This window comes from Sodalis sp. RH19 (assembly GCF_047324215.1).
Classification (GTDB): Bacteria; Pseudomonadota; Gammaproteobacteria; order Enterobacterales; family Enterobacteriaceae; genus Acerihabitans.
In genome coordinates, this window is the sequence record NZ_CP178734.1 from 3781839 (window position 1) to 3804800 (window position 22962).

A 22962-nucleotide genomic window follows, 5' to 3' on the forward strand; every position below is an offset into this window, starting at 1 on the left:
TACACCGATCATTTCTTATTCATATAGCCTTTTGCCGCCCACAATAGCCTTACATTAAAACTACTATACAAAAATTAATGATCCACTTTAACAATGAGAGAAGTTATTATTTATGTAACCAGATGGGGTTTATGTTAATTACATTAATCCACCTTGGTGTTATATATGCATCGCCGGGCGATTATGCTTAAACCCAGCGTCAACCCAGCGTTAAAGTCTGCCGCAAACCACGATTTATGCTGGAGGATTAAGGCCCGGTTCATTTAACGCCAGCTTACAAGGATACGGTATCCATATTTGCAGGGCAGATCAAAAAATTAATAAATTATTCTTTATTTTAACAATACAGTGAGCATCGTTGCCGAAAAAATATTAATTCCATTTCATATATTGTGTATTAAAAAAATGAATATATTCAATCATGCACCCAAGGCATAAATTATTTTTTGCTGGGACGCCCTGTAAAATTAAAACGGATTATATAGTGAGCACGCTTACTGTCAAATAAGCCGGCGGGGGAAAAGTAAAGTTATCTCCATAAGCGGTAGGGAATAACAATAACAAACGTGAATTGCAGTACAAAATAGCGAATAAAAATGGGGATTCGCCACCATTAAAAACATAACGTTAACATTTTTAACCAGAGTGAAACATGATAGCCCGGGGTAAACAACCGTCAATATGCCGCAAAATCCGTGAGCAGCGATTAAAAAGCCAGCGATTCCCAGCGGTTACCGGCATCATTGGCCAACAGGGCAAAAACCCGACAATTATATTATCAAGTTTACAAACACCGGGGGTGACAACGCGCCATTTGCCTGCATATTTAATGCACCTGGTTACCTAATGTTATTTTAAATCAATCACTCTCATCCTTCATTGTGCTGCTCAGCAGAGTCTTTATCTCGGGTAAAAGCGTGGTTAAAGCAGCGCTGATGGCGGGGAGAATCTTTATCGTTATGCCTGTTTCCCCGTATAAGTGAAATGCTTTTTGACGAAACTTTTACAATAACGCGGCCTGAATTACTTTATCCTAGTACGATGATAATTCCCTGACCACTGATGGCCGCCCGTATCGCATGAAAATCCGCTCACAACGTAAAATCAAATGGCGCAATATTCTGTTGTTGTTAATCGTCGTGCTGTTAATTGCAGCCGCCCTGTTCTATTTTCTGCCAAGGCATAGCGGCGGCACGAATGCCGATCCCCGGGCGGGAGGGCCGGGAAGGGCGGGCGCCGGCATGGGCGGCCTGGCCACGCCGGTGCACAGCGGGACGGCGAAACAGGCGGATGTGCCAGTATATCTTTCCGCGCTCGGCACCGTGGTGGCCAACGCCAGCGTCACGGTGACCAGCCGGGTGGACGGCCAGTTGATGCAGGTCTATTTCGTCGAAGGCCAGAAAGTGGCCAAAGGCCAGCTGCTGGCGCAAATCGACCCCAGGAGCTACCAGGCCACCCTGGAGCAATATCAGGGCGAACTGGCGCAAAACCAGGCGTTGCTGAAAAGCGCCCAGCTGACCCTGGCGCGCTACAAGACCCTGTTTGCGCAGGACTCGCTGTCGCGGCAGGATTTGGAAACCCAAACCGCCACGGTCGGCCAGTACCTGGGCACGATCAAAGCCGATCAGGCGCAAATCAATGCCGCCAAGCTGGATCTGGAGTACGCGCGCATTACCGCGCCGGTGTCCGGCCGGGTGGGGCTGCGGCTGGTGGACCCCGGCAATATGGTCCACAGCAGCGATACCACCGGCATTGTCACTATTACCCAGACCCAGCCGATTGCGGTGACCTTCAGCCTGCCCCAGGTTAATTTACCCACGCTGCTGAAATCGCTGCACCAGGGCAATTCCCTGCCGGCCACGGCCATCGATCAGGACGGCATTACCCCTCTCGGCCAGGGCAAGCTGAATTTTATCAGCAATGAAATCGATAGCGATACAGGCAGTATCAAGCTAAAGGCGATTTTTGCCAATGATGACGAAAGCCTTTACCCCAACCAGTTTGTCAACATCCGGCTGCAAACCGGGACGCTGGCCGGCGCGACCGTGATTCCCGCCCAGGCGCTGCAGTTAAGCAGCGACGGCGATTTTGTTTATGTGATCAAGGCCGACAACACCGTTGAGCGAAAAGCGGTTAAAACCGGGCCGGCGTTCGGCAGCGATTTGCAGGCCGTGTTGTCCGGCGTCGCCCCGGGGGACCAGGTGGTCACCGAAGGCATAGACCGTCTCAATACCGGCAGTAAGGTGACGGTGGTGAATACGGCGCAAACCAAGGACGTGACGGCGCAATGAATCCCTCACGACTGTTTATCCAACGTCCGGTCGCCACGATTTTGCTGATGATCGGCGTGCTGGTCGCCGGCATTTTCGCCTATCGGATGCTGTCCACCTCCGCCCTGCCGCAGGTGGATTATCCCACCATCCAGGTGACGACGCTTTATCCCGGCGCCAGTCCAAGCGTAATGGCGTCGTCCATCACCGCCCCGCTTGAGCGCCAGTTGGGACAGATGGCCGGCCTGAGCCAGATGTATTCCACCAGCTCCGGCGGCGCGTCGATTATCACCCTGAAATTTTCGCTGGAGCTGTCGCTGGATGTGGCCGAGCAGGAAGTGCAGGCGGCCATCAACGCCGCCGACAGCCTGCTGCCCACCGACCTGCCCAACCCGCCGACCTATAAAAAGGTCAATCCGGCGGATACGGCGGTCATTACCCTGGCCGCCACCTCCGATACCCTGCCGCTTATCAAGGTGCAGGATTTGGTCAATACCCGCATCGCCCTGAAGCTGTCGCAGATTTCCGGCGTGGGTATGGTGACGCTGGCCGGCGGCCATCAGCCGGCGATACGGGTGCGCATGGATCCCCGCGCCCTGGCGGCGCATAACCTGACGCTGGCCGATGTCGATACGCTGATTGGCAACAGCAATGTCAACGGCTCCAAGGGCGGGTTCGACGGCAAATACCACTCCATTACCATTGATGCCAACGACCAGTTGCGCACGGCGGCCGAGTACGGCAACCTGATCATTACCTACCAGAACGGCGCCGCGCTGCGCCTGCGCGATATCGCGCAAATCGACGAAGCGGAGGAAAACGCGTTCCAGTCCGCCTGGGCCAATCGCATGCCCGCCATCGTCATCAGCGTCCAGCGCCAGCCCGGCGCCAACGTGATCTCGGTGGTGGATAATATCAAGGCCCAGCTGCCGACCCTGCAGGCGGCGCTGCCCGACGGGGTTAAGATCGCGATTTTATCGGACCGGACCCAGACCATCCGCTCATCCATCAGCGACGTGCAGTTCGAGCTGCTGCTGTCCATTGCGCTGGTGGTGATGGTGACGTTTCTGTTCCTGCGCAACCTGGCCGCGACATTAATCCCCAGCATCGCCGTGCCGCTGTCGCTGGTGGGCACCTTCGGCGTGATGTACCTGGCCGGATTCAGCCTGAACAACCTGTCGCTGATGGCCCTGACGGTGGCCACCGGTTTTGTTATCGACGACGCCATCGTGGTGGTGGAAAACATCTCGCGCCGCCTGGAAAACGGCGAAACCCCGATGCAGGCGGCGCTTAACGGCTCGGCGCAGATTGGGTTTACCATTATTTCGCTGACCTTTTCGCTGATTGCGGTACTGATCCCGCTGCTGTTTATGGGCGATGTGGTCGGGCGCCTGTTCCGCGAGTTCGCCATTACCCTGGCGGTGGCGATTCTGGTGTCGATGGTGGTGTCCCTGACGCTGACGCCGATGCTGTGCGCCTACCTGTTGCGCCATATCCCGGCGGAACAACAGAGCCGGTTCAACCGCAAGGGCGGGCAGCTGTTCGACAAGTTGGTGGCCGGCTACGATCGCTGGCTGACGGTGGTGCTGGATCACCAGCGCCTGATGCTGTTGGTGGCGCTATTGACCCTGGCCCTTACGGCACTGCTGTATCTGGTGGTGCCGAAAGGCTTTTTCCCGCCGCAGGATACCGGCCTTATCCAGGGGGTAACCGTGGCCTCGCAGGATGTGTCGTTTAGCGAGATGGCGGCGCGACAGCAAAGGCTGGCGGATGTCATTCTCAAAAACCCGTCGGTGGCGAGCGTGTCCTCGACCATCGGCATCGACGGCAACAATACCAGCCTGAACAGCGGCCGGCTGCAGATAAACCTTAAGCCCTTCGCGGATCGCGACCTGCGCGCCGATGCGATTATCACGCAGCTTAAGCAGGCCGTCGCGGATATCGCCGGCATCCAGTTGTATCTGCAATCCGCGCAGGACCTGACGGTTAACGATCAGGTCACGCCCAGCCAGTACCAGTTCACCCTCGACGACGCGGACAGCGAAAACCTGGTCGCCTGGACGCCGAAAGTGGTGGCGGCGCTCGCGGGGCGGCCGGAGTTCAGCGAGGTGGTGAGCAATCTACAGGATCAGGGCCAGGTGGCCTACGTGGAACTGAACCGCGACGCGGCGGCGCGCTACGGCATTACCGCCGCCGATGTGGATACCGCATTATATAACGCCTTCGGGCAGCGCCTGGTGTCGACGATCTTTACCCAGTCCAATCAATATCGCGTGGTGCTCGAGGTGCTGCCGAAGTACCAGCAGTCGCCGGCGTCGCTGGACGATATCTACCTGGCCACCAATCTTACCGACGGCACGAGTACGGCCAGCACCTCGGGCAGTTCGGGTTCGTCCGGCGCCACGACGACATCAAGCGCATCGAGCGGCTCCACCACCAGTTCCTCAGCCGGCATGGTGAAACTCACCGCTATCGCCGCAATCCACCTGCGTACCGGGTCGCTGCTGTACGCCAGGCTCAATCAGTTCCCGGCGGTCACCCTCTCCTTTAACCTGCAACCCGGCTATTCGCTGGAAGACGCGCAGCAGGCGATAACCAACGTGACCGATGAGCTGAAACTGCCGTCCAGTATTACCCTGCGCTACCAGGGCGAAACCTCGGCGTTTCAGAGCGCCACCGATAACACCCTGTGGCTTATCCTGGCGGCGCTGATAACCATGTATGTGGTGCTGGGCATCCTGTACGAAAGTTTTATCCATCCGGTGACGATTTTGTCCACCCTGCCCTCGGCGGCGGTGGGCGCCCTGCTGACGCTGCTGTTCGCCGATACTGAGTTCAGCCTGATAGCGCTTATCGGCGTCATCCTGCTGATCGGCATCGTCAAGAAAAACGCCATTATGATGATCGACTTTGCGCTGGAGGCGGAGCACCACCAGCATCTTACGCCGCGTGAGGCCATCCACCAGGCCTGTCTGCTGCGCTTCCGGCCGATTCTGATGACCACCATGGCGGCGTTGCTGGGCGCGCTGCCGCTAATGCTGGCGCACGGATCCGGCGCCGAGCTGCGCCGGCCGCTGGGGCTGGTGATCGTCGGCGGCCTGATATTCAGCCAGGTGCTGACGCTGTTTTCCACGCCGGTGATCTACCTGTGGTTTGACGGCCTGTCACAGCGCGCGCAGCGGACATGGCGCCGTTACGGCCGCCAGGAGCGCTGATGAATATCTCGCGCGTGTTTATTTTTCGCCCGGTGGCGACACTGTTGCTGACGCTGGCCATTGTGCTGCTCGGCCTGCTGGGCTACCGGCTGCTGCCGGTGGCGCCGCTGCCGCAGGTGGATTTTCCGACCATCATGGTCAGCGCCAGCCTGCCCGGCGCCAGTCCGGAAACCATGGCCGCGACGGTGGCCACGCCGCTGGAACGCGCCCTGGGACAAATCGCCGGCATCAGCGAAATGACGTCCAGCAGCGGGCAGGGCTCCACCAACGTGATATTGCAGTTTGACCTGGACCGGGATATCAACGGCGCGGCGCGCGATGTGCAGGCGGCGATCAATGCCGCGCGCAGCCTGCTGCCTTCCAGCATACCCTCGCTGCCCACCTACCGCAAAGCCAACCCGTCCGACGCGCCGATCGTCGTGCTGGCCCTGACCTCCCCCACCCGCACCAGCGGGGAGTTATACGATCTGGCCTCCAGCGAAATCCAGCAAAAAATCGCCCAGGTCGAGGGCGTCGGCCAGGTATCGCTGTTGGGCAGCTCGCTGCCGGCGATACGCATTGAGCTGAGCCCGCAGATGATCACCCACTTCGGCTTATCCCTGGATACGGTGCGCAGCGCCATCGCCAACAGCACCAGCAATTTACCCAAGGGGATATTGCAGGGGGACAGGCAATCCTGGGTGGTGGACGGCAACGGCCAGCTGGATCTGGCGCGCGATTACCGGGCGCTTATCGTCAGCTATCAAAACGGCACCGCCGTGCGGCTGGGGGATGTGGCCACGGTCTACGACTCGGTGGAGGATAAATACAACGTCGGATACTACAACCAGACCCCGTCGGTGATGATTGGCGTGACCCGGCAGGCGGGCGCCAATATGCTGGAAACCATCGACGCCATCAAGGCGCGGCTGCCGGCGCTGTCCGCCACTCTGCCCGGCGACGTCGGTTTGCATATGGTGGTGGATCGCTCGCCTAACGTGCGTTCCTCGCTGCGCGATACCGAAGAAACGCTGCTGATCGCCGTCATACTGGTGATCGCGGTGGTGTTTGTCTTCCTGCGCAACCTGCAGGCGGTGATTATCCCGGCCCTGGCGCTGCCGGTATCCCTGATCGGCACCTGCGCGGTCATGTACCTGCTGGGCTATAGCCTGGACAACCTGTCGCTGATGGCGCTGATTATCTGCACCGGGTTCGTGGTGGACGACGCCATCGTGGTATTGGAGAACATCACCCGTTATATCGAACAGGGCCTGGGGCCGGTGCGCGCTTCAATCCGCGGCGCGCAGGAGGTCAGTTTCACCGTGCTGGCGATGACATTGTCCCTGGTGGCGGTGTTTATCCCCATCCTGCTGATGGGCAGTATCGTCGGCCGGCTGTTTCGCGAGTTCGCGATAACGCTCACCGTCTCGCTGCTGATTTCGATGGTGGTCTCGCTGAGCCTCACCCCGATGCTGTGTTCCCGGCTGCTCAAGCGCAAGCCGCCGGTGACCCGCAAGCCGCCGCGGATCTATGTGCTGATCGAGCGCGGGCTGGCCCGGCTGCTGGCGGCCTACGCCGTTGCCCTGGCCTGGGTCATGCGCCACCAGCGCCTGACGCTGTTCAGCCTGGTGCTGACCGTGATGCTGAATATTTTTCTCTATACCGTGGTGCAGAAAGGCTTTTTCCCCAACCAGGATACCGGCCTGCTGATGGGCATGCTGCGCGCCGACCAGAACGTCTCGTTCCAGGCCATGAAACCCAAGCTGCAGGAATTTTCGCGCATCATCCAGCAGGATCCGGCGGTGGACGGCGTGCTCTCCTCCATGGGCAGCGGCGGCTTCGGCTCGCGCAACAGCGCCAACTTTTTCGTGCACCTGAAGGATTTCAGCCAGCGGGACGCCAGCGCCGCCGAGGTAGCCAACCGCCTGACCGCCAAAGGTCTTAACCAGCCCGGCGTCCAGCTGTTCCTGATGCCGGCGCAGGATTTGCATATCGGCGGCCGCAGCGCCAACGCCCTTTACCAGTACAGCCTGCAGGCCGACGACCTCGATACCCTGCGGCTCTGGACGCCGAAGGTCAAGGCGGCGCTGGAAAAGATCCCGCAGCTTACCGGGGTGGACGCCGATTCCCAGACCGGCGGCCAGGAGGTGATGCTGAATATCGACCGGGATAAGGCCACCCGGCTGGGCGTGAACGTGCAGATGCTCGATACCCTGCTCAATAACGCCTTCAGCCAGCGGCAGATCGCCACGCGTTATAAAACCCTTAACCAGTACCATGTGGTGATGACCCTGGACGCCGCGTTCACCGTCGATCCGGCGGTCCTGAACGAGCTGATGGTGGTCAATGGCCAGGGCCAGCAAATCCCTATTGCCGCCTTTGCCAGCTTCAGCGGCGCCAACGCCTCGTTATCCGTGGCGCATCAAGGGCAATCCGCCACCAGCACCGTGGCGTTTAACCTGGCGGACGGCGTGTCCCTCGAGCAGGCGCAGCAGCTTATCAAGACGGCCATGGCGCAGATTGGCCTGCCGTCCACCATCCAGGGCGGCTTCCAGGGCACCGCCAAGGCCTTTACGGCGCTGGCCTCCAGCATGCCCTGGCTGATACTCGCCGCGCTGGCGGCGGTCTACATCGTGTTGGGCATGCTGTACGAGAGTTATATCCATCCGTTGACCATCCTGTCCACTCTGCCCTCCGCCGGGCTTGGCGCCCTGTTGCTGTTGATTATCACCGGCACCCAGCTCACGGTGATCGCCCTGATCGGCATTTTGTTATTGATAGGCATCGTTAAGAAAAACGCCATTATGATGATCGATTTTGCCCTGGCGGCGGAACGGACCCAGGGGCTCAGCCCGCAGCAGGCGATTACCCAAGCCTGCCTGATGCGTTTCCGGCCGATTATGATGACCACGCTGGCGGCCTTTTTTGGCGCCCTGCCGCTGGCGCTGGGCAGCGGCGGGGATGCGGATTTGCGCAGCCCGCTGGGCATGGCGATTGCCGGCGGCCTGGCGCTGAGCCAACTGCTGACCCTGTTCACCACCCCGGTGGTGTATCTGTATATGGACCGGCTAAGCCGTTCCGGCAAGCGGGCCTGGCGGCGTTTTGGCAAAACCGGCGCGGCCTGAAGCCGGTAACCCGACGATGGCGCCTCACCCTTCTTACTTATGATTTCGGACAACAGTGACTTTATGATAACGATATTCCCACATCCCGCCCTGAAGCTGCTGCCCCTGGCGCTGGCGTTGATCCTGGCCGGCTGTATGGTGGGTCCGGACTACCGGCGGCCGGCGATGACGGTGCCGCTTGAATTTAAACAGGCGAAGGGCTGGACGCAGGCCGCGCCGCGGGATGAGGCGGGCAAGGGGGAATGGTGGGCGGTGTACCGGGATCCGACGCTTTCCGGCTTATTGGGCCAGGTGCGAATTTCCAACCAGAACGTGGCGCAGTATGAAGCGCTGTACCGCCAGGCGCGGGCGCTGACGGCCGCCTCGCGCGCCAATCTGTACCCGACGGTCACCGGCACCGCCGACACCACGCGCAGCGGCACCCGGACCGCCGCCGCCACGACGCATGAGGCGCAGGTCAGCGCCAGCTGGGAGCTGGACCTGTGGGGTAAGCTCAGACGCACGGTGGAGGAAAACCAGGCCAATGCCCAGGCCAGCGCCGCCGAACTGGCCAATATTACCCTGAGCGCTCAATCAGAGCTGGCGCAGGATTATTTCCAGCTGCGGGTCATGGATGAGCAGATAGCGCTGTATCAAGAGAGCGTCGAGGCCTACCAGCGCTACCTGAACATTATCGAGAATAAATACCGCGCCGGGAGCGAGTCCCGCGGCACCCTGGCGCAGGCGCAGACCCAATTGGAGAGCGCCCGCGCTTCCGCGCTGGATTTACAGTGGCAGCGCGCGCAGCTTGAACACGCCATTGCGGTGCTGATCGGCCGGTCGCCGGCGCAGTTCAGCCTGCCCGCCGCCAGGCTCACCGCCACCCTGCCCGTTATCCCGGTGGCGCTGCCGTCACAACTGCTGCAACGCCGGCCGGATATCGCCTATGCGGAGCGCAGCGTCGCCGCGGCCAACGCCGCCGTCGGCGTGGCGCAGGCCGCCTATTACCCCGACCTGACCCTGAGCGCCAGCGGCGGTTTCCAAAGTTCGGTGCTGCATAATCTGATTTCCATGCCGAACCGGGTATGGTCGCTGGGACCGGAACTGAGCGGAACGCTGCTGGACTTCGGCGCCACCAAGGCATCCGTTGAGCAGGCGCGGGCCGCTTACGACGCCAGCGTCGCCAGCTATCGCCAGAGCGTGCTGTCGGCGTTTGAGGAAGTGGAAAATTATTTGGTGGAGCTGTCGACCCTGGAGGCGGAAACCGCCGCGCAGCAGCGCGCCGCCGAGTCCGCGCAGGAATCGGCCCGCGTTACGCTTAACCAATACCGGGCGGGGATGATTGATTATCTTGATGTCGCCACCACCCAAAATACCAGCCTGTCGCAGCAGCAAAACCTGCTGTCGCTGCGCAGCACCCAATGGGTGGCCAGCGTTCAGCTGATCGTCGCCCTCGGCGGCGGCTGGCATGACGAAGACCGTCGGTAGGCCGCCACGGACGTCGCCCTTATTCCGCCGGCGCCGGCGCGCGCGCCGTCAATGCGCAGGCCGCCACCCAGACGCGCCCCTGGCGGATTTCCACCGGCCAGGCGCTGACCGATAGGCCTGCATCCTCCAGGCAGCAACCGTCGCGCAGGCGGAAATGCTTTTTATACAGCGGCGAAATCACCACCGGCTCGCCTGCGACATCGCCCACCAAGCCGCGCGCCAACACGTTGGCGCCGCTGCCCGCCTCATGATTGGATAAAGCATACACCCGGCCTTCCCCGCCGGCCGTGCCCGCGGCCGTCGGCAGGTAAAACAGGGCTATCTGCCGCTGCCCTAAACGCGCGGCGATGCCGGCATGGGCCGGGATATCACCGAGCATGCACACCGGCCGCCAGCCGGTTTCCTCAACGGCGGACGACGGCCCGGGGCCATTTCCTGCCGCGGCTGGCAACGCCCCCATGGACACCTCATAGCGCGCATCGCCCTCGGGCGGCGCGCTTACGCCCGCCCGCGGTTTTTCTTCCGGCCGTGCGGGCCGGATCTGGGATCGCTGCGCCATCATGACCACCGCTTCATCCGGCCGGTCGCTGTTGATAAATCCCCGGAACAACGCCAGCCGGCCGGCATCCGCCAGGGTGGTTTGCCATTCGCACTGGTAACTCGCCACTACCGACTGCATTTCCTGTTCAAGCTCGGCGCAGATGCCGAGCGCGTCATCGACGATCACCCGCTGCAGATAGTTTACGCCGCCTTCCAGATTATCCAGCCAGGTGCTGGTGCGCTGCAGCCGATCGGCGGTGCGGATGTAAAACATCAGCAGGCGGTCGATCATGACGATAAGGCCGTCGGCATCCAGATCGGTGGCAAATAAATCCGCGTGGCGCGGTTTCATGCCGCCATTGCCGCAAATATACAGGTTCCAGCCTTTGTCGGTGGCGATAATGCCGATATCCTTGCCCTGCGCTTCCGCGCATTCACGCGTACAACCGGAAACGCCCAGCTTGAATTTATGCGGCGCGCGCAGGCCCTTGTAGCGGTTTTCCAGTCTGATGGCCAGCCCGGTGGAATCCTGCACGCCGAAGCGGCACCAGGTTGAGCCGACGCAGGATTTTACCGTGCGCAGCGATTTACCATAGGCATGCCCGGTTTCAAAACCGGCGGCCACCAGTTCCCGCCAAATGGCCGGCAGCTGTTCCATCCTGGCGCCGAACAGCGCGATGCGCTGGCCGCCGGTCACCTTGGTGTATAAATTATAACGGGCAGCCACCTGGCCCACGGCAATCAGCCCCGCAGGGGTGACTTCCCCGGCGGGCATGCGCGGCACGACGGAATAGGTACCGTCCTTCTGGATATTGGCGAAAAAACGATCGTTGGTATCCTGCAACGGCAGATGTTCGGGTTGCAATAAAAAGTCGTTCCAGCAGGAAGCCAGCAGGGAACCGGCCAGCGGTTTGCAGATTTCACATCCCAGGCCATGGCCATATTGCGCCAGCAGTTGGCTGAAGGTACGGATACGGTTGACGCGAATCAGGTGATACAACTCCTGGCGTGAATAGGCAAAGTGTTCGCACACGTCTTTTTTCACCACCACGCCCTGTTGCGACAGCTCATATTCCATGACCTGCCTGACCAGCGGCACGCAGCCGCCGCAGCCGGTGCCGGCGCGGGTGCAGGTTTTCACCGCCGCCAGATCGCGCGCCCCCGCCGCCACCGCCGCGCGGATATCTCCTTTGCTGACGTTATGGCAGGAGCAAACCTGGGCGCTGTCAGGCAGGGAGGCCACACCCGCGGCCTTCGGCGCGTCCCCCGAGCCGGCCGGCAGGATCAGGCTTTCCGGTCGTTCCGGCAGGGGCATGCCATTGAGTATCATCTGCTGCAGGGTACTGAACTCCGCGCTGTCGCCCACCAGCACCGCGCCCAGCAGGCGGGTTTTATCCCCGGAAACCACGATTTTTTTATAGATCTGCCGCGGGCCGTCGGTCCATAGATAGCTTTGGCAGCCCGGGGCGGCGCCCTGGGCGTCCCCCAGCGAGCCGACTTCGACGCCCAGCAGTTTCAGCCGGGTACTGAGATCCGCCCCGCTAAATACCGCCTCCTCCCCGGCAAGACATGACGCCAGCGCGCGCGCCATCTGATAACCGGGCGCCACCAGCCCAAACAAGGCGTCGCGCCACGCGGCGCATTCGCCGATAGCGAAAATATGGGCATCCGAGGTCACGCACCGATCGTCGATAGCCAGTCCTCCGTGCGCGCCGAGCGTCAGTCCGCACTGATGGCCCAACCGGTCCATGGGACGGATACCGGCGGAAAACAGGATAAGATCGGTATCAAGCGACCCGCCGTCGGCAAATTCCAGCCGCAGGCCGTCTTGGCCGGCAGGGGTGATACGGCGGGTGTTTTTGCCGGTGTGCACGGTTACCTGCAAAGCGTCGATTTTCCGCCGCAGCATGGCCGCGCCGCCTTCATCAAGCTGCACCGCCATCAGCCGCGGGGCAAACTCGATCACATGGGTTTCCAGTCCCAGCTGCCGCAGGGCATTGGCGGCTTCCAGCCCCAGCAGGCCGCCGCCGATCACCGCGCCGCGCCGTGACTGGCGCGCCCGCGCGGCGATGGCGTCAAGATCGTCCAGGGTTCGGTACGTCAGGCAGCCGGGTAGATCGCAGCCGGGAATCGGCGGCACAAAGGCATAGGATCCGGTGGCCAGCACCAGCCGATCGTAGGGCGTTGTTCCGCCGTGGTTATCCGTCAGGCATTGCCGCTGACGATCGATGGCGGTAACGGTGGTGGCGCCGCGCAATTCGATGTCATGCAATGCAAAAAAACCGTCGGGCACCAGCGACAGCGATCCCGCGCTGCGCCCGGAAAAATACGCCGACAAATGTACTCTATCGTAAGCGGGGCGGCGCTCGGCGCCGAAGACGATGATGCGGTAACGCCGGTGCAGCTCGCGCGCTACCAGCTGTTCCAGAAAATACTGGCCCACCATGCCGTGGCCGATGACAGCTAATACGGGTTTGTTCATAACAAAAGTCCTTACATAAAAAAAAGGCGTCCAAAAACATGCAATGACTGCATGCTTTTGGACGCCTTTATCCTTGACCCGCGCTACGCCGCCATTGGCTTAACACGAAGTCATATCCTGATGTCGTTTACCCCCGGCCCGCCGTTATGGCCGGCCGGTCAATATCTCTTCCACCGCCAGGATGGCCGCGGCCACTTCCGTCAGCTTTTTATTTTGGTTCATTGCCATACGCCGCAGGGCGTTATAGGCCTCTTCCTCGCTTAACCGCTGATGACGCATCAGCAGCAGCTTGGCGTCTTCGACTTGCCGCCGGTCATTAAGGGTGGCGCGCAGTTGCGCCAGCTCATCGGCTAGTTCCCGCAGCCGGCGCGATTGTTGCCCGACGAGAGATAATACCGATCGTCCCAGCTGCGGGCTGAGGCCGTTATTGCCCAGCGGCTCAGCGGCGTCGTCCGGTCCGGCGGCGGCAACGAATACGCTATACTCCACCGGTTGGTCCATCTGACGCGCCAGCAGGGCTTCCAGCGCGGCATCTCCCGGCCAGTCGCCCGCGGCGTCTTGCGCGGCGTCGATGCCGGCCCGGCATAATTGCATCAATACCGCCGCCAGTCCGTCCTCGACCCCCTTCATCAGGTCGATACGGCGGGTCGTCGCCTCATACCAACGCAGGCTGTGATCCGCGGCGATGTTACCCGTGAGAACGATGCGGCGCAGCCGCTCGACATCGCAATCGCCGTCACGCGCCATCTCGCCCCAGCGCTGCAGGTTAAGGGGATCGCTGAATTCGCCGAAGGTGGCGAAACACCGCTCCTGGCCTTCAATCAGGTCCAGCAACTGTTGGCGGGCGGCGGCGCTAAATGCGCGCGCGGCAAACACCGCCGCGCCCTGCGCCCGTTCCTGCCCCGCCAGCTCTTTGCCCTGCATAAAGCTGAACATGGCGATCAACGCCCGGGAAACAGCCGGCTCCGCCGCCGTATCCGCCGCGTCGAATACCAGCGCCAGCAGGCTGCGGATCACCGCGTTGAATACCGCCGCCGCCTGCGCCTGATCGATCCCGGCCCGCCGGATGCGGCGGCGTAACGCTGGCAAACGTCCCAGCGCATAACATACCGCGGCAATTCGCCCCAGCCTTTGGCTGTCGGACGCCGGCCGATTGACGCCTTCCTCCCGGCCCAATAGCCGCAATACGGCACGCTCGGCAATAACGGCATCGCGCGCCGGTTTTTCAAGCGTATCGGCGTGCAAGCCCGAGCTCAGGTAAAGGGTGGTTACGCCACGTTCGCGTTGCAGCATATGCACCAATTGACTGACCGCCCCCACCAGTTCGCCGGTTTGCAGCAAACGTCGCAACGCCGCGATCTCGCTTTGCCGCGAGGCCTGCAGGAAACGAATAGCGGTGGGAGTATCGGCAATCAATGGGTTCATTTATCCAGTCCGGAATTGCCACGACGTGACCTGATAAACGCATATTACGTAGCGCAGGACACCGGCGCCCTGCGCAGAATCAACTTTATCTGCGTCGCGCCGCTGTCTTTTCGGCCGCGCCGGGTCGGCGCGGCGCCGTTAAACCTGTGCCGTATCCCGGGCGGCGGCCGCGCCGATGCGCGCCAGAGTCGGCCACACTTTCATCAACGTGGTAACGATGGTATCCAGATCCGCGCGGGTAGCGCCGTCACGGGCCTGCACCGACATCCCCTGCAGGATACAGGTCAGATATTTCGCCAGGGTGGGCACATGAGTGCCGGCCGGCAATTCTCCCTGGGCCTGGCGCGCGCGCAGGAAATCCGCCAGCATGTTTTCCTGGAAATGGTGCCGCGCGCGCAGCAGTTTCGCCACGGCGTCGGATGAAGACGAGAGCGCGGCGGACGTACAGATAATAAAGCAGCCCGAGGGCAAATCTTTGTCGGTGTACAGCGCCGCGGTATCGCGCAGGAAATTTTCAACCGCCTGCGCCGCCGTACAGGCGGGGTCGGCCAGCAGCACCTTACCCCGTTCGGCGAATTTCGCCACGTAGCGTTCGGCCGCCGCGCGGAACAGGCCTTCCTTATTGCCGAACTCGCCGTACAGCGTCGGGGCCTTGGCCCCGGTGGCCTCCACCAGATCGGTCAGCGAGGTCGCTTCGTAGCCGTGGCGCCAGAACAGTTCCAGCGCTTTATCCAGCGCATCGTCACGGTCGAACTGTTTTGGGCGTCCGCGTCCTTTCCGTATGGGCGCAACATGATCGGTATTCATAACATCCTCTCTTATCGCATTTTTATGCCTGGCATCTTGCCGCTTGCACAACGTCCTTGTGGATATCAGCCGGCACCTATATAATTAACGATCATTACAAAAATTACAAGTGCCTTTCGTCACATTGCCCAAAGAATGTTAAATTTGGCGGCCATGCCTGTTCCTCCCTTGCGGCGGCCTCTCCAACCCAAAGTGAGTGAGCGTTGACAATAAAAATAAATTTTTATTATTAACAATGGCTTATCTATTATATTAACGATCATTAAAAATTTAGTTGATCAACGCCGCCAGGAGGACTAGTATTTACTTATCGAACGTTAACAAATAGCGTTGACCCACAAATCCTGCAACCAGAATGCATAGAGAGATAAGATTATGAAAAACGTAAAATATGCCATCGCCGCCATCGCCCTGAGCGCCGTCTCTTTCGGTAGTTTTGCCGCAGAACTGGCGACCTCCGCCCCGGCGGGTCAGCAGCCGGTAGGCGTCATCAGCGCCACCGGCGGCGCCAACCTGTCTTCGCTGGAAAGCCAGCTGTCCGCCAAGGCTTCGGCCGAAGGCGCGAAGTCTTTTGTGATTACCTCCACCACCGGCCAGAATAACCTGCATGGCACGGCGGTAATTTACCAATAAGGATGGCGCCATGATGAACAAAGTTAATCTTGGTATCGTTGCCCTGGCCGCCATGGTGTCGTTCGGCAGTGTTGCCGCCGACACCATCAATACCGCCCGGTATGAGCCTCACCAGGTGGTATTGACGACCGTGGGCGCCAGGACAGGGTTGCCTACCCTGCCCGGTCATGGCAGTGAACGCGCCGTACGCGTCGATAACCGCGCCTATCCGGTAACGTCGGTGTCGGGGCGCAATAATATGCACAGTACGTCGGTCGTTTATGAATAGCGCTTTACCGGCGCGTCATCAAAAAATCCGGGCTTGGCCCATTCATTATTTTCCCTAAAGCGTTTGCGTAATATCATCGCGCAAACGCTTTTTTTTACGTTGTAACAAAATAACGCTTTCTTTTCTCCTGCCCGTTGCTATCCTCTGTCAGGAATATTCTTAATTATATCTTTATTAAAATAAATAAAAGCCCTAAATAAGCTTTTTCCTATGTTAATGAATAAATTAGCCCTGCCGTTTTCCGCCAAATTTACGCTTCCATGCAATAAACGCAAATAGAAACATCTGTGCCAAATATCTTTACGGTTGCCGCCGTTGACCCCTTTTAACGAATGGATAATCATCTAACGGTAACGTAATTATTAATATATGGAGCAAAACAATGCGTCGCATTTTAGCATTTGTCGGAATTATTGTTCTTAGCGCCGCGCTTAGCGGTTGCCTGTGGCCACCTCCTTGGGGCGGCGGCGGCGGTCATGGCGGCGGCGGCGGTTATCACCATGGCGGCGGACCGGGCCGCGGCTAAGGGTTGCGATCCTCTGGTATAAAACCCATTGAGAGCTGCGCCCCAACTGTCAGGTGCTTTTATTGACAGTTGGCGGCGCAGTTTTTTTTGCCGCCCGTCCGCTGAGGCGGCGGGTTAACCGCTCCCCTGGCCTGGCGGTTATCTCAAAGCGCAATATCCCTCTTACCGTCCTTGCAGTTATCCTGCAACCACGCCAGAATCGGCAATAATCGCCTTACTGTTAAAAAGGATGGGTTATGACCGAGCTGCGTCGATTTAAACAGGTCGATGTGTTTACCGCCACTGCGTTGATGGGCAATCCCCTGGCGGTGATCCTGGATGCCGATGGCTTATCCGATCGGCAGATGCTGGCCGTGGCCCGCTGGACTCATTTATCCGAAACCACGTTTGTCCTGCCGCCTTCGGCCGCCGGCGCCGATTATCATGTGCGTATTTTCTCCCCGGCAGGAGAATTGCCTTTTGCCGGCCATCCCACGCTCGGCACTGCCCATGCGATGCTGGAAAGCGGCTTTAGGGCCAAGGCGGCCGATAGACTCATCCAGGAGTGCGGGGTGGGCCTGGTCGCCCTTGATATCACCCGCGCCGGATGGCTGGCGTTCCAGGCGCCCGAGGCCAAAATCTATACGGTGAACGAAAGTTATTTCCCCCTGCTTAACGCCGCCGTGGGCGGCGCGACGACGGTCACCTGGTCTCCGCCGGTCGTGGTGGACATGGGGATCCGCTGGCTGGTGGCCCGGGCCGACAGCGCGCTGTCTTGTTTGCGGATGCAACCGGACGCCGTCGCCCTGGAGCGGTTGCTCAAGCGTTGCGAAGCGAACGGCCTGGCGGTATATGGCCTGCACGAGGCAAACGGCCCGGCGGATTATGAAGTCAGGGCCTTTTTGGTGGAACAGGGCGCCCTGGTGGAGGATCCGGTCACCGGCAGCGCCAATGCCTGCCTGGCGCGCCTGCTGCACGCCCAGGGATTTCCTGATAATCCGGCGTTTGCCGAGTCCTGGCGCGTCCGCCAGGGCACGGTCCTGGGGCGCGACGGCCAGGTCAGCGCGCGCTTTATCGACGGCGTGCCGTGGATTGCCGGCCAATCGGTCACCGTGATCGACGGCACGTTCAGGCTGTAGCCGTCAGGTAAATGTTAATAACCTGCATCCTTACTGTTAATAATTAGCAACAATCTGCAAACGGTGTGGCTATTGCGCATCAATCATTAACGACTACCTTTAACACTATCTTAGTGGCCGCCATGGCAAAGATGCACATGATAGGTGGTGGTCGTTATTTGAGGTAGCCTGATGAGCCAGACAGACTGCACGATTATTTTTGACGGTGTGCCGCTGACCGGCAAAGCGGATACGCCGCTGGTGGATTTCCTGGCCGCGCGGGGCGTCAACCTGCCCCATGTCTGTTATCACCCGGCGCTGGACCCGCTGAAAACCTGCGATGTCTGTTGGGTGGAGCAGGACCATCAGCTGGTGCGCGGCTGTACCCTGCGCACCCGTGACGGCATGGTGCTCAACAGCCGGGGCGCGCAGGCCCGGGCGGCGCAAGTCGAGGGCATGGACCGGCTGCTGGCCAAGCACGAGCTGTATTGCACGGTATGCGAGCACAATACCGGCGACTGTACCCTGCACAACACCATGGCGGATATGCATATCCCCATCCAGCGTTATAAGTTCGAGCGCAAGCCGTATGCGAAGGACCATTCCAATCCATTTTACACCTACGATCCCGATCAGTGCATCCTGTGCGGCCGCTGCGTGGACGCCTGCCAGAACGTCGAGGTCAACGAGACGCTGAGTATCGACTACAGCGCGGATCATCCGCGCGTACTGTGGGACGGTGGTGAAAAAATCGCCGGCTCCAGCTGCGTCAGCTGCGGTCACTGCGTCACGGTCTGTCCCTGCAACGCCTTGATGGAAAAAACCATGCAGCCGGACGCCGGGCCGTTTACCGCCATGTCTCCCGATCTGAAACGCCCGCTGATCGATATGATCAAAACCCTCGAGAACACCACCGGCGCGGAAATCATTACCGGTATCTCCATGATGGATATGCACTGGCGCCAGCCGGAAATCAAACGCACCAAAACCGTCTGCACCTATTGCGGCGTGGGCTGTTCGTTTGAAATGTGGACCCGTGACCGGCATATCCTGAAAGTGCAGCCGATGGTGGATGCGCCGGCCAACGGCATCTCCACCTGCGTCAAAGGTAAATTCGGCTGGGATTTCGTCAACAGCGAAGCGCGCCTGACCACGCCGCTGATTCGTGAAAACGGCCGTTTCCGCAAGGCCGGCTGGGATGAAGCGCTGGATCTGGTGGCCCGCCGCCTGCTGGAGATACGCAATACCCACGGCGCCGAAAGCATCGGGTTTATCGGTTCCAGCAAAGCCAGCAATGAAGAAGCCTACCTGACGCAAAAAATCGCCCGGCTGATTATCGGCACCAATAGCGTCGACAATTCGTCCCGCTACTGCCAGAACCCCGCCACCATGGGTCTGTTCCGCACCGTGGGATATGGCGGCGACGCCGGTTCCATCCAGGATCTGGAACGGGCCGAGCTGATTATTATCGTCGGCAGCAATACCGCCGAGAATCATCCGGTGATCGCCGCCCGTCTCAAGGCGGCGCGCAAGCACCGCGGCCAGCGGCTGATTGTCGTGGATCCGCGTAAACACGAAATGGCGGAACGCGCGGATCTATTCCTGCGCATCAACTCCAGCACCGATATGGTCTGGGCGTCCGCCATGGCGCGTTATATGTTTGATCATGGCTATGCGGATACGGACTTCCTGGCGGCACGGGTAAACCAGGTGGACGCGTACCGCCAATCCCTGGCGCCTTTTACCCTGGCGTTCGCCGAGCGGATCACCGGCATCGCGCGCCGGCAGTTGATTGACGCCGCCGAAATGATTGGCCGGGCATCCTCCGTCTGCATACTGTGGGCGATGGGCATTACCCAGCACAGCCACGGGGCGGATACCAGCACGGCGCTGTCGAACCTGCTGCTCGTGACCGGCAACTACGGCCGGCCCGGTACCGGCGGATACCCGATGCGCGGCCATAATAACGTGCAGGGGGCCAGTGATTTCGGCTGCCTGAAGGATTTTTATCCCGGCTATGAAAAGGTCACCGATCCCCAGGTGCGCGCCAAATGGGCCAAGGCCTGGGGTGTGGCGCCGGACCGCCTGTCCGATAAGGCCGGCGACGATAATTTCACCATGGTGAAGCATGCGAAAGAGAAAAAAATCAAGGCGATGTATGTGATTGGCGAGGAAACGGCATTCTCTGACGCCGATGCCGCCAATGTGCATGAGGGGTTTACCAATCTGGATTTTCTGGTGGTGCAGGACCTGTTTATGAGCCGCACCGCCGAATTCGCCGACGTGGTGTTGCCCGGCTGCCCGAGCGTGGAAAAAGAGGGGTCGTTTGTGAATACCGAGCGCCGCATCCAGCGTTTTTATGAAGTGATGCCGCCGCTCGGCGATAGCCGGCCGGACTGGCGCATCCTCACCGACCTGGCGGCCAGGATGGGCCATCCCTGGGGTTACACCCATCCTTCGCAGATCATGGCCGAGGCCGCCGGTATCGCCAAGGTCTTCGCCGGCGTGACCTATGAACGGCTGGCGGGATGGCAATCGCTGCTTTGGCCGGTCAAGGCCGACGGTACCGACACGCCGCTGCTGTATACCGACGGTTTCCATACCGAGGACGGCAAAGCCGTCCTTTATCCGCTGGAATGGAAGCCGCCCGCCGAGGCGCAGGACGGCGAATATGATTTAATGCTGAATAACGGCCGGATGCTGGAGCATTTCCAGTCCACCAACCAGACCGGACGCGGAGGTCGCCTCCTCTCCCTGTCGCCGGACTGGTTTGTGGAAATCAGCCCGGGGCTGGCGGCGGAGCGGGGCATCGAGGAAGGCGCCTGGCTACGCCTGGCCTCGCGGCGCGGCGCCGTCGAGGTGCCGGCGGTGATTACCGATCGGGTGCAGGGCAATACCCTGTTTCTCCCCATTCATCTGGGCAAGGACGGCGTTAACGCCCTGACCGGCGAGCATCACGATCCGGATGTGAACACCCCCGCCTATAAAGAGCTGGCGGTTAAACTTACCGTGCTGCCCCGGGAGAACATGGTTTCGCCCCTGCCGCGCCATAATTTCCGCTATGGCTCCCGTACCCCCATCGACAAGGTGCCCGTGGAGCAGAAATGGCGGCGCGACGATTACCTGCCGCCGCCTGCACAAGAACCTCATCCGGAGAAATTCTAATGGCTAAACCTATCGGTTATACGGTGGAGGCTCCGAAAATCGGGCCGGATGCCCATGAGGAGCTGGAACGCTTGCTGCAAACCCTGCACGAGCACGGCGTGCTGCGCCTGGCCAACGACCTGGTGGCCGCCAATAACCAGATAGCGCGGGTGCTGGTCAACGGGCTCAACCGGGAAGGCTCGCTGAACGTTATCCAAAACCTGTCGGTGCTGGCCATGGCGTTATCCACCTTTCCTCCCGGTCAATTCTACAAGATGGTGTTCGCCGTGCGCGATATGGTCGATGTGATAAGCCGCGCGCGGGAAGGAAACGACGCTCCCCAGGATGCGCCGGGAGTCCGGGGACTGTATAAGATGCTTAACGACGACGCCTTCTGGCAGGGGATTACGCCGTTTATCGACGGCATGAAGGCCTTTAGCCGCCGCATGGATGAAGAGGTGGATAAACCCATCTCTTCGTTTACCGGCAAGCCCAGCGACGCCTGAGGTCAAACACGGCAATTGCTGCCGAAGCAAGGGTCCGATGGAACACGTTTCTGCGCTGCTGATTGCGCGCGCCCAGTTTGCCTTCACCATAGGTTTTCATATCGTGCTGGCCGCCTTTACCATCGGCCTGGCCCTTTTTTTGACGGCGCTGGAAGGCCTGTGGCTATGGCGGCGGCGCCAGGTCTATCTGGACCTGTATCGGTATTGGCTCAAGATCTTTGCGCTTAACGTGGCGGTGGGCGTGGTGTCCGGGGTGGTGATGGAGTTTGAGTTCGGCACCAACTGGGGGGTGTTCTCCGCGCGGGCGGGCGCGATTATCGGGCCGCCGATGTTTTATGAAGTGCTGGTGGCGTTTTTCCTGGAAGCCGGTTTTATGGGCATTATGCTGTTCGGCATGCAGAAGGTCGGGCCGAAACTGCATTTTTTCACCACCTGCATGGTGGCGCTGGGTTCCCTATTCAGCGCGTTCTGGATTATCTCCGCCAACTCCTGGATGCAAACCCCGGCGGGTTTTTTGATGGACGACGGCGGTCGTTTCCACCCGCAGGACTGGCTGGCGATTATCTTCAATCCTTCCTTTGGCTATCGGCTGGCGCATATGCTGCTGGCCGCCGTACTCGGCACCGCGTTTATGGTGGCGGCAGCCGGTGCCCGGCATCTGCTGCGCGACAGCCGCAATCCGGCGGCCCGGGTGATGTTTTCCTGGGCGCTGTGGACCGTGGCCGTCGCCGCGCCCTTGCAAATTATCGCCGGGGATTTGCACGGCGAAAATACCCTGCGCCACCAGCCGCAAAAAGTGGCCGCCATGGAGGGCGACTGGGACCGACCGCCGCCGGGCGCCGGGGAGCCGATGCGGCTGTTCGCGCTGCCGGACATGACGGCGCGGCGCAACCATTGGGAGGTGTCGATTCCCCGACTTGGCTCGCTCTATCTACGCCATAACCTTACCGGCACCATTAAAAGCCTGAATGAGTTTCCGCCCCAGGACATCCCGCCGGTGCCACTGGTGTTTTTCGCCTTTCGCGTCATGGTGGGCCTGGGGCTGGTGATGGCCCTGGCGGGCATCGCGGGCGTGGCGTTGCGCTGGCGGGGCGCCCTGTGGCGCGCGCGCTGGCTGCAGCGCATCATGGTGCCGCTGGCGCCGGCGGGATTTATCGCCATGCTGGCCGGTTGGGTGGTTACCGAGGCCGGCCGCCAGCCGTTTATGGTCTACGGCCTGACGCGTACCTATGAGGGGATCTCGCCGGTATCCATGGCCCTAATCATCGCCTCCGCCATCGCCGTGGCGATGGTTTATCTGCTGGTGTTCGGCACCGGGCTGCTCTTTATGCTGCGCCTGCTGGCGCAACCGCCCCGGCCGGGGGAAGAAGGTCCGGTGCCGTCGCTGGCGCGGCAGACCGGCGATGGCGCGACGTACGCGGGCCAGGACGCCGCGCCGCCGCCGGAGCAACACCCGTAACACGACGAATGCAGGAGTT

General features: G+C 60.5%; 13 protein-coding genes. 10 read left to right on the top strand and 3 right to left on the bottom strand.

Features of this window, described 5'->3' with window-relative positions; translation table 11 throughout:
* The first annotated feature begins 1079 nt into the window (after nt 1-1079).
* From ACL2XF_RS17225 to ACL2XF_RS17240, 4 genes are all read left to right on the top strand, one after another.
* Nucleotides 1080-2291 (top strand): MdtA/MuxA family multidrug efflux RND transporter periplasmic adaptor subunit, encoded by a 1212-nt coding sequence (locus ACL2XF_RS17225; RefSeq protein ID WP_410012241.1) that lies wholly within the window; start codon nt 1080-1082, stop codon nt 2289-2291.
* Entirely contained in the window at nt 2288-5485 is a 3198-nt protein-coding gene (locus tag ACL2XF_RS17230) for an efflux RND transporter permease subunit (RefSeq protein ID WP_413722040.1), read from the top strand. Before ACL2XF_RS17225 ends, ACL2XF_RS17230 begins: the two co-directional genes overlap by 4 nt.
* Nucleotides 5485-8589 carry an efflux RND transporter permease subunit gene (locus tag ACL2XF_RS17235; protein ID WP_413727227.1) on the top strand — a complete coding sequence of 1035 codons (3105 nt, stop codon included), beginning with the start codon at nt 5485-5487 and terminating at the stop codon, nt 8587-8589. The genes ACL2XF_RS17230 and ACL2XF_RS17235 overlap by 1 nt, the downstream gene beginning before the upstream one ends.
* Before the next feature lie 63 nt (nt 8590-8652).
* Entirely contained in the window at nt 8653-10056 is a 1404-nt protein-coding gene (locus tag ACL2XF_RS17240; protein ID WP_410012244.1) for an efflux transporter outer membrane subunit, read from the top strand.
* Between the two features lie 19 nt (nt 10057-10075).
* Here ACL2XF_RS17240 and nirB read toward each other — a convergent pair whose 3' ends face one another.
* The 3 genes from nirB to ACL2XF_RS17255 form a co-directional block, all read right to left on the bottom strand.
* Nucleotides 10076-13078, bottom strand: coding sequence for a nitrite reductase large subunit NirB (gene nirB, locus ACL2XF_RS17245; protein WP_413727228.1), 3003 nt, complete (start codon nt 13076-13078; stop codon nt 10076-10078).
* Between the two features lie 144 nt (nt 13079-13222).
* The gene (locus ACL2XF_RS17250) at nt 13223-14494 is read right to left on the bottom strand and encodes a nitrate- and nitrite sensing domain-containing protein (RefSeq protein WP_413728826.1); all 1272 of its coding nucleotides are present in this window, start codon (nt 14492-14494) and stop codon (nt 13223-13225) included.
* A 147-nt stretch (nt 14495-14641) separates the two neighbouring features.
* Nucleotides 14642-15310, bottom strand: a complete 669-nt coding sequence (locus ACL2XF_RS17255; RefSeq protein ID WP_410012246.1) for a TetR/AcrR family transcriptional regulator — start codon at nt 15308-15310, stop codon at nt 14642-14644.
* A 375-nt stretch (nt 15311-15685) separates the two neighbouring features.
* Here ACL2XF_RS17255 and bhsA point away from each other — a divergent pair, with 375 nt between their 5' ends.
* The 6 genes from bhsA to ACL2XF_RS17285 all read left to right on the top strand — a co-directional run bounded on the left by bhsA (nt 15686) and on the right by ACL2XF_RS17285 (nt 22943).
* Nucleotides 15686-15943 carry a multiple stress resistance protein BhsA gene (gene bhsA / locus ACL2XF_RS17260; protein WP_410012247.1) on the top strand — a complete coding sequence of 86 codons (258 nt, stop codon included), beginning with the start codon at nt 15686-15688 and terminating at the stop codon, nt 15941-15943.
* Nucleotides 15944-15953: 10 nt separating this feature from the next.
* Nucleotides 15954-16211: a hypothetical protein gene (locus ACL2XF_RS17265; RefSeq protein WP_410012248.1), complete on the top strand. Its 258-nt coding sequence runs from the start codon at nt 15954-15956 to the stop codon at nt 16209-16211.
* A 762-nt stretch (nt 16212-16973) separates the two neighbouring features.
* The gene (locus ACL2XF_RS17270) at nt 16974-17855 is read left to right on the top strand and encodes a PhzF family phenazine biosynthesis protein (protein ID WP_410012249.1); all 882 of its coding nucleotides are present in this window, start codon (nt 16974-16976) and stop codon (nt 17853-17855) included.
* Nucleotides 17856-18026: 171 nt separating this feature from the next.
* Nucleotides 18027-20999 (top strand): formate dehydrogenase subunit alpha, encoded by a 2973-nt coding sequence (fdhF, locus tag ACL2XF_RS17275; protein ID WP_413722036.1) that lies wholly within the window; start codon nt 18027-18029, stop codon nt 20997-20999.
* Nucleotides 20999-21484 (top strand): DUF1641 domain-containing protein, encoded by a 486-nt coding sequence (locus ACL2XF_RS17280; protein ID WP_410012251.1) that lies wholly within the window; start codon nt 20999-21001, stop codon nt 21482-21484. The genes fdhF and ACL2XF_RS17280 overlap by 1 nt, the downstream gene beginning before the upstream one ends.
* Nucleotides 21485-21521: 37 nt before the next feature.
* Nucleotides 21522-22943 carry a cytochrome ubiquinol oxidase subunit I gene (locus ACL2XF_RS17285; protein ID WP_410012252.1) on the top strand — a complete coding sequence of 474 codons (1422 nt, stop codon included), beginning with the start codon at nt 21522-21524 and terminating at the stop codon, nt 22941-22943.
* Nucleotides 22944-22962: the final 19 nt, after the last annotated feature.

Coding starts and splice junctions, on each gene's coding strand:
- ACL2XF_RS17225 (WP_410012241.1), top strand. CDS start 1,080: ATGAAAATCCGCTCACAACGTAAAATCAAATGGCGCAATATTCTGTTG.
- ACL2XF_RS17230 (WP_413722040.1), top strand. CDS start 2,288: ATGAATCCCTCACGACTGTTTATCCAACGTCCGGTCGCCACGATTTTG.
- ACL2XF_RS17235 (WP_413727227.1), top strand. CDS start 5,485: ATGAATATCTCGCGCGTGTTTATTTTTCGCCCGGTGGCGACACTGTTG.
- ACL2XF_RS17240 (WP_410012244.1), top strand. CDS start 8,653: ATGATAACGATATTCCCACATCCCGCCCTGAAGCTGCTGCCCCTGGCG.
- nirB (WP_413727228.1), bottom strand. CDS start 13,078: ATGAACAAACCCGTATTAGCTGTCATCGGCCACGGCATGGTGGGCCAG.
- ACL2XF_RS17255 (WP_410012246.1), bottom strand. CDS start 15,310: ATGAATACCGATCATGTTGCGCCCATACGGAAAGGACGCGGACGCCCA.
- bhsA (WP_410012247.1), top strand. CDS start 15,686: ATGAAAAACGTAAAATATGCCATCGCCGCCATCGCCCTGAGCGCCGTC.
- ACL2XF_RS17265 (WP_410012248.1), top strand. CDS start 15,954: ATGATGAACAAAGTTAATCTTGGTATCGTTGCCCTGGCCGCCATGGTG.
- ACL2XF_RS17270 (WP_410012249.1), top strand. CDS start 16,974: ATGACCGAGCTGCGTCGATTTAAACAGGTCGATGTGTTTACCGCCACT.
- fdhF (WP_413722036.1), top strand. CDS start 18,027: ATGAGCCAGACAGACTGCACGATTATTTTTGACGGTGTGCCGCTGACC.
- ACL2XF_RS17280 (WP_410012251.1), top strand. CDS start 20,999: ATGGCTAAACCTATCGGTTATACGGTGGAGGCTCCGAAAATCGGGCCG.
- ACL2XF_RS17285 (WP_410012252.1), top strand. CDS start 21,522: ATGGAACACGTTTCTGCGCTGCTGATTGCGCGCGCCCAGTTTGCCTTC.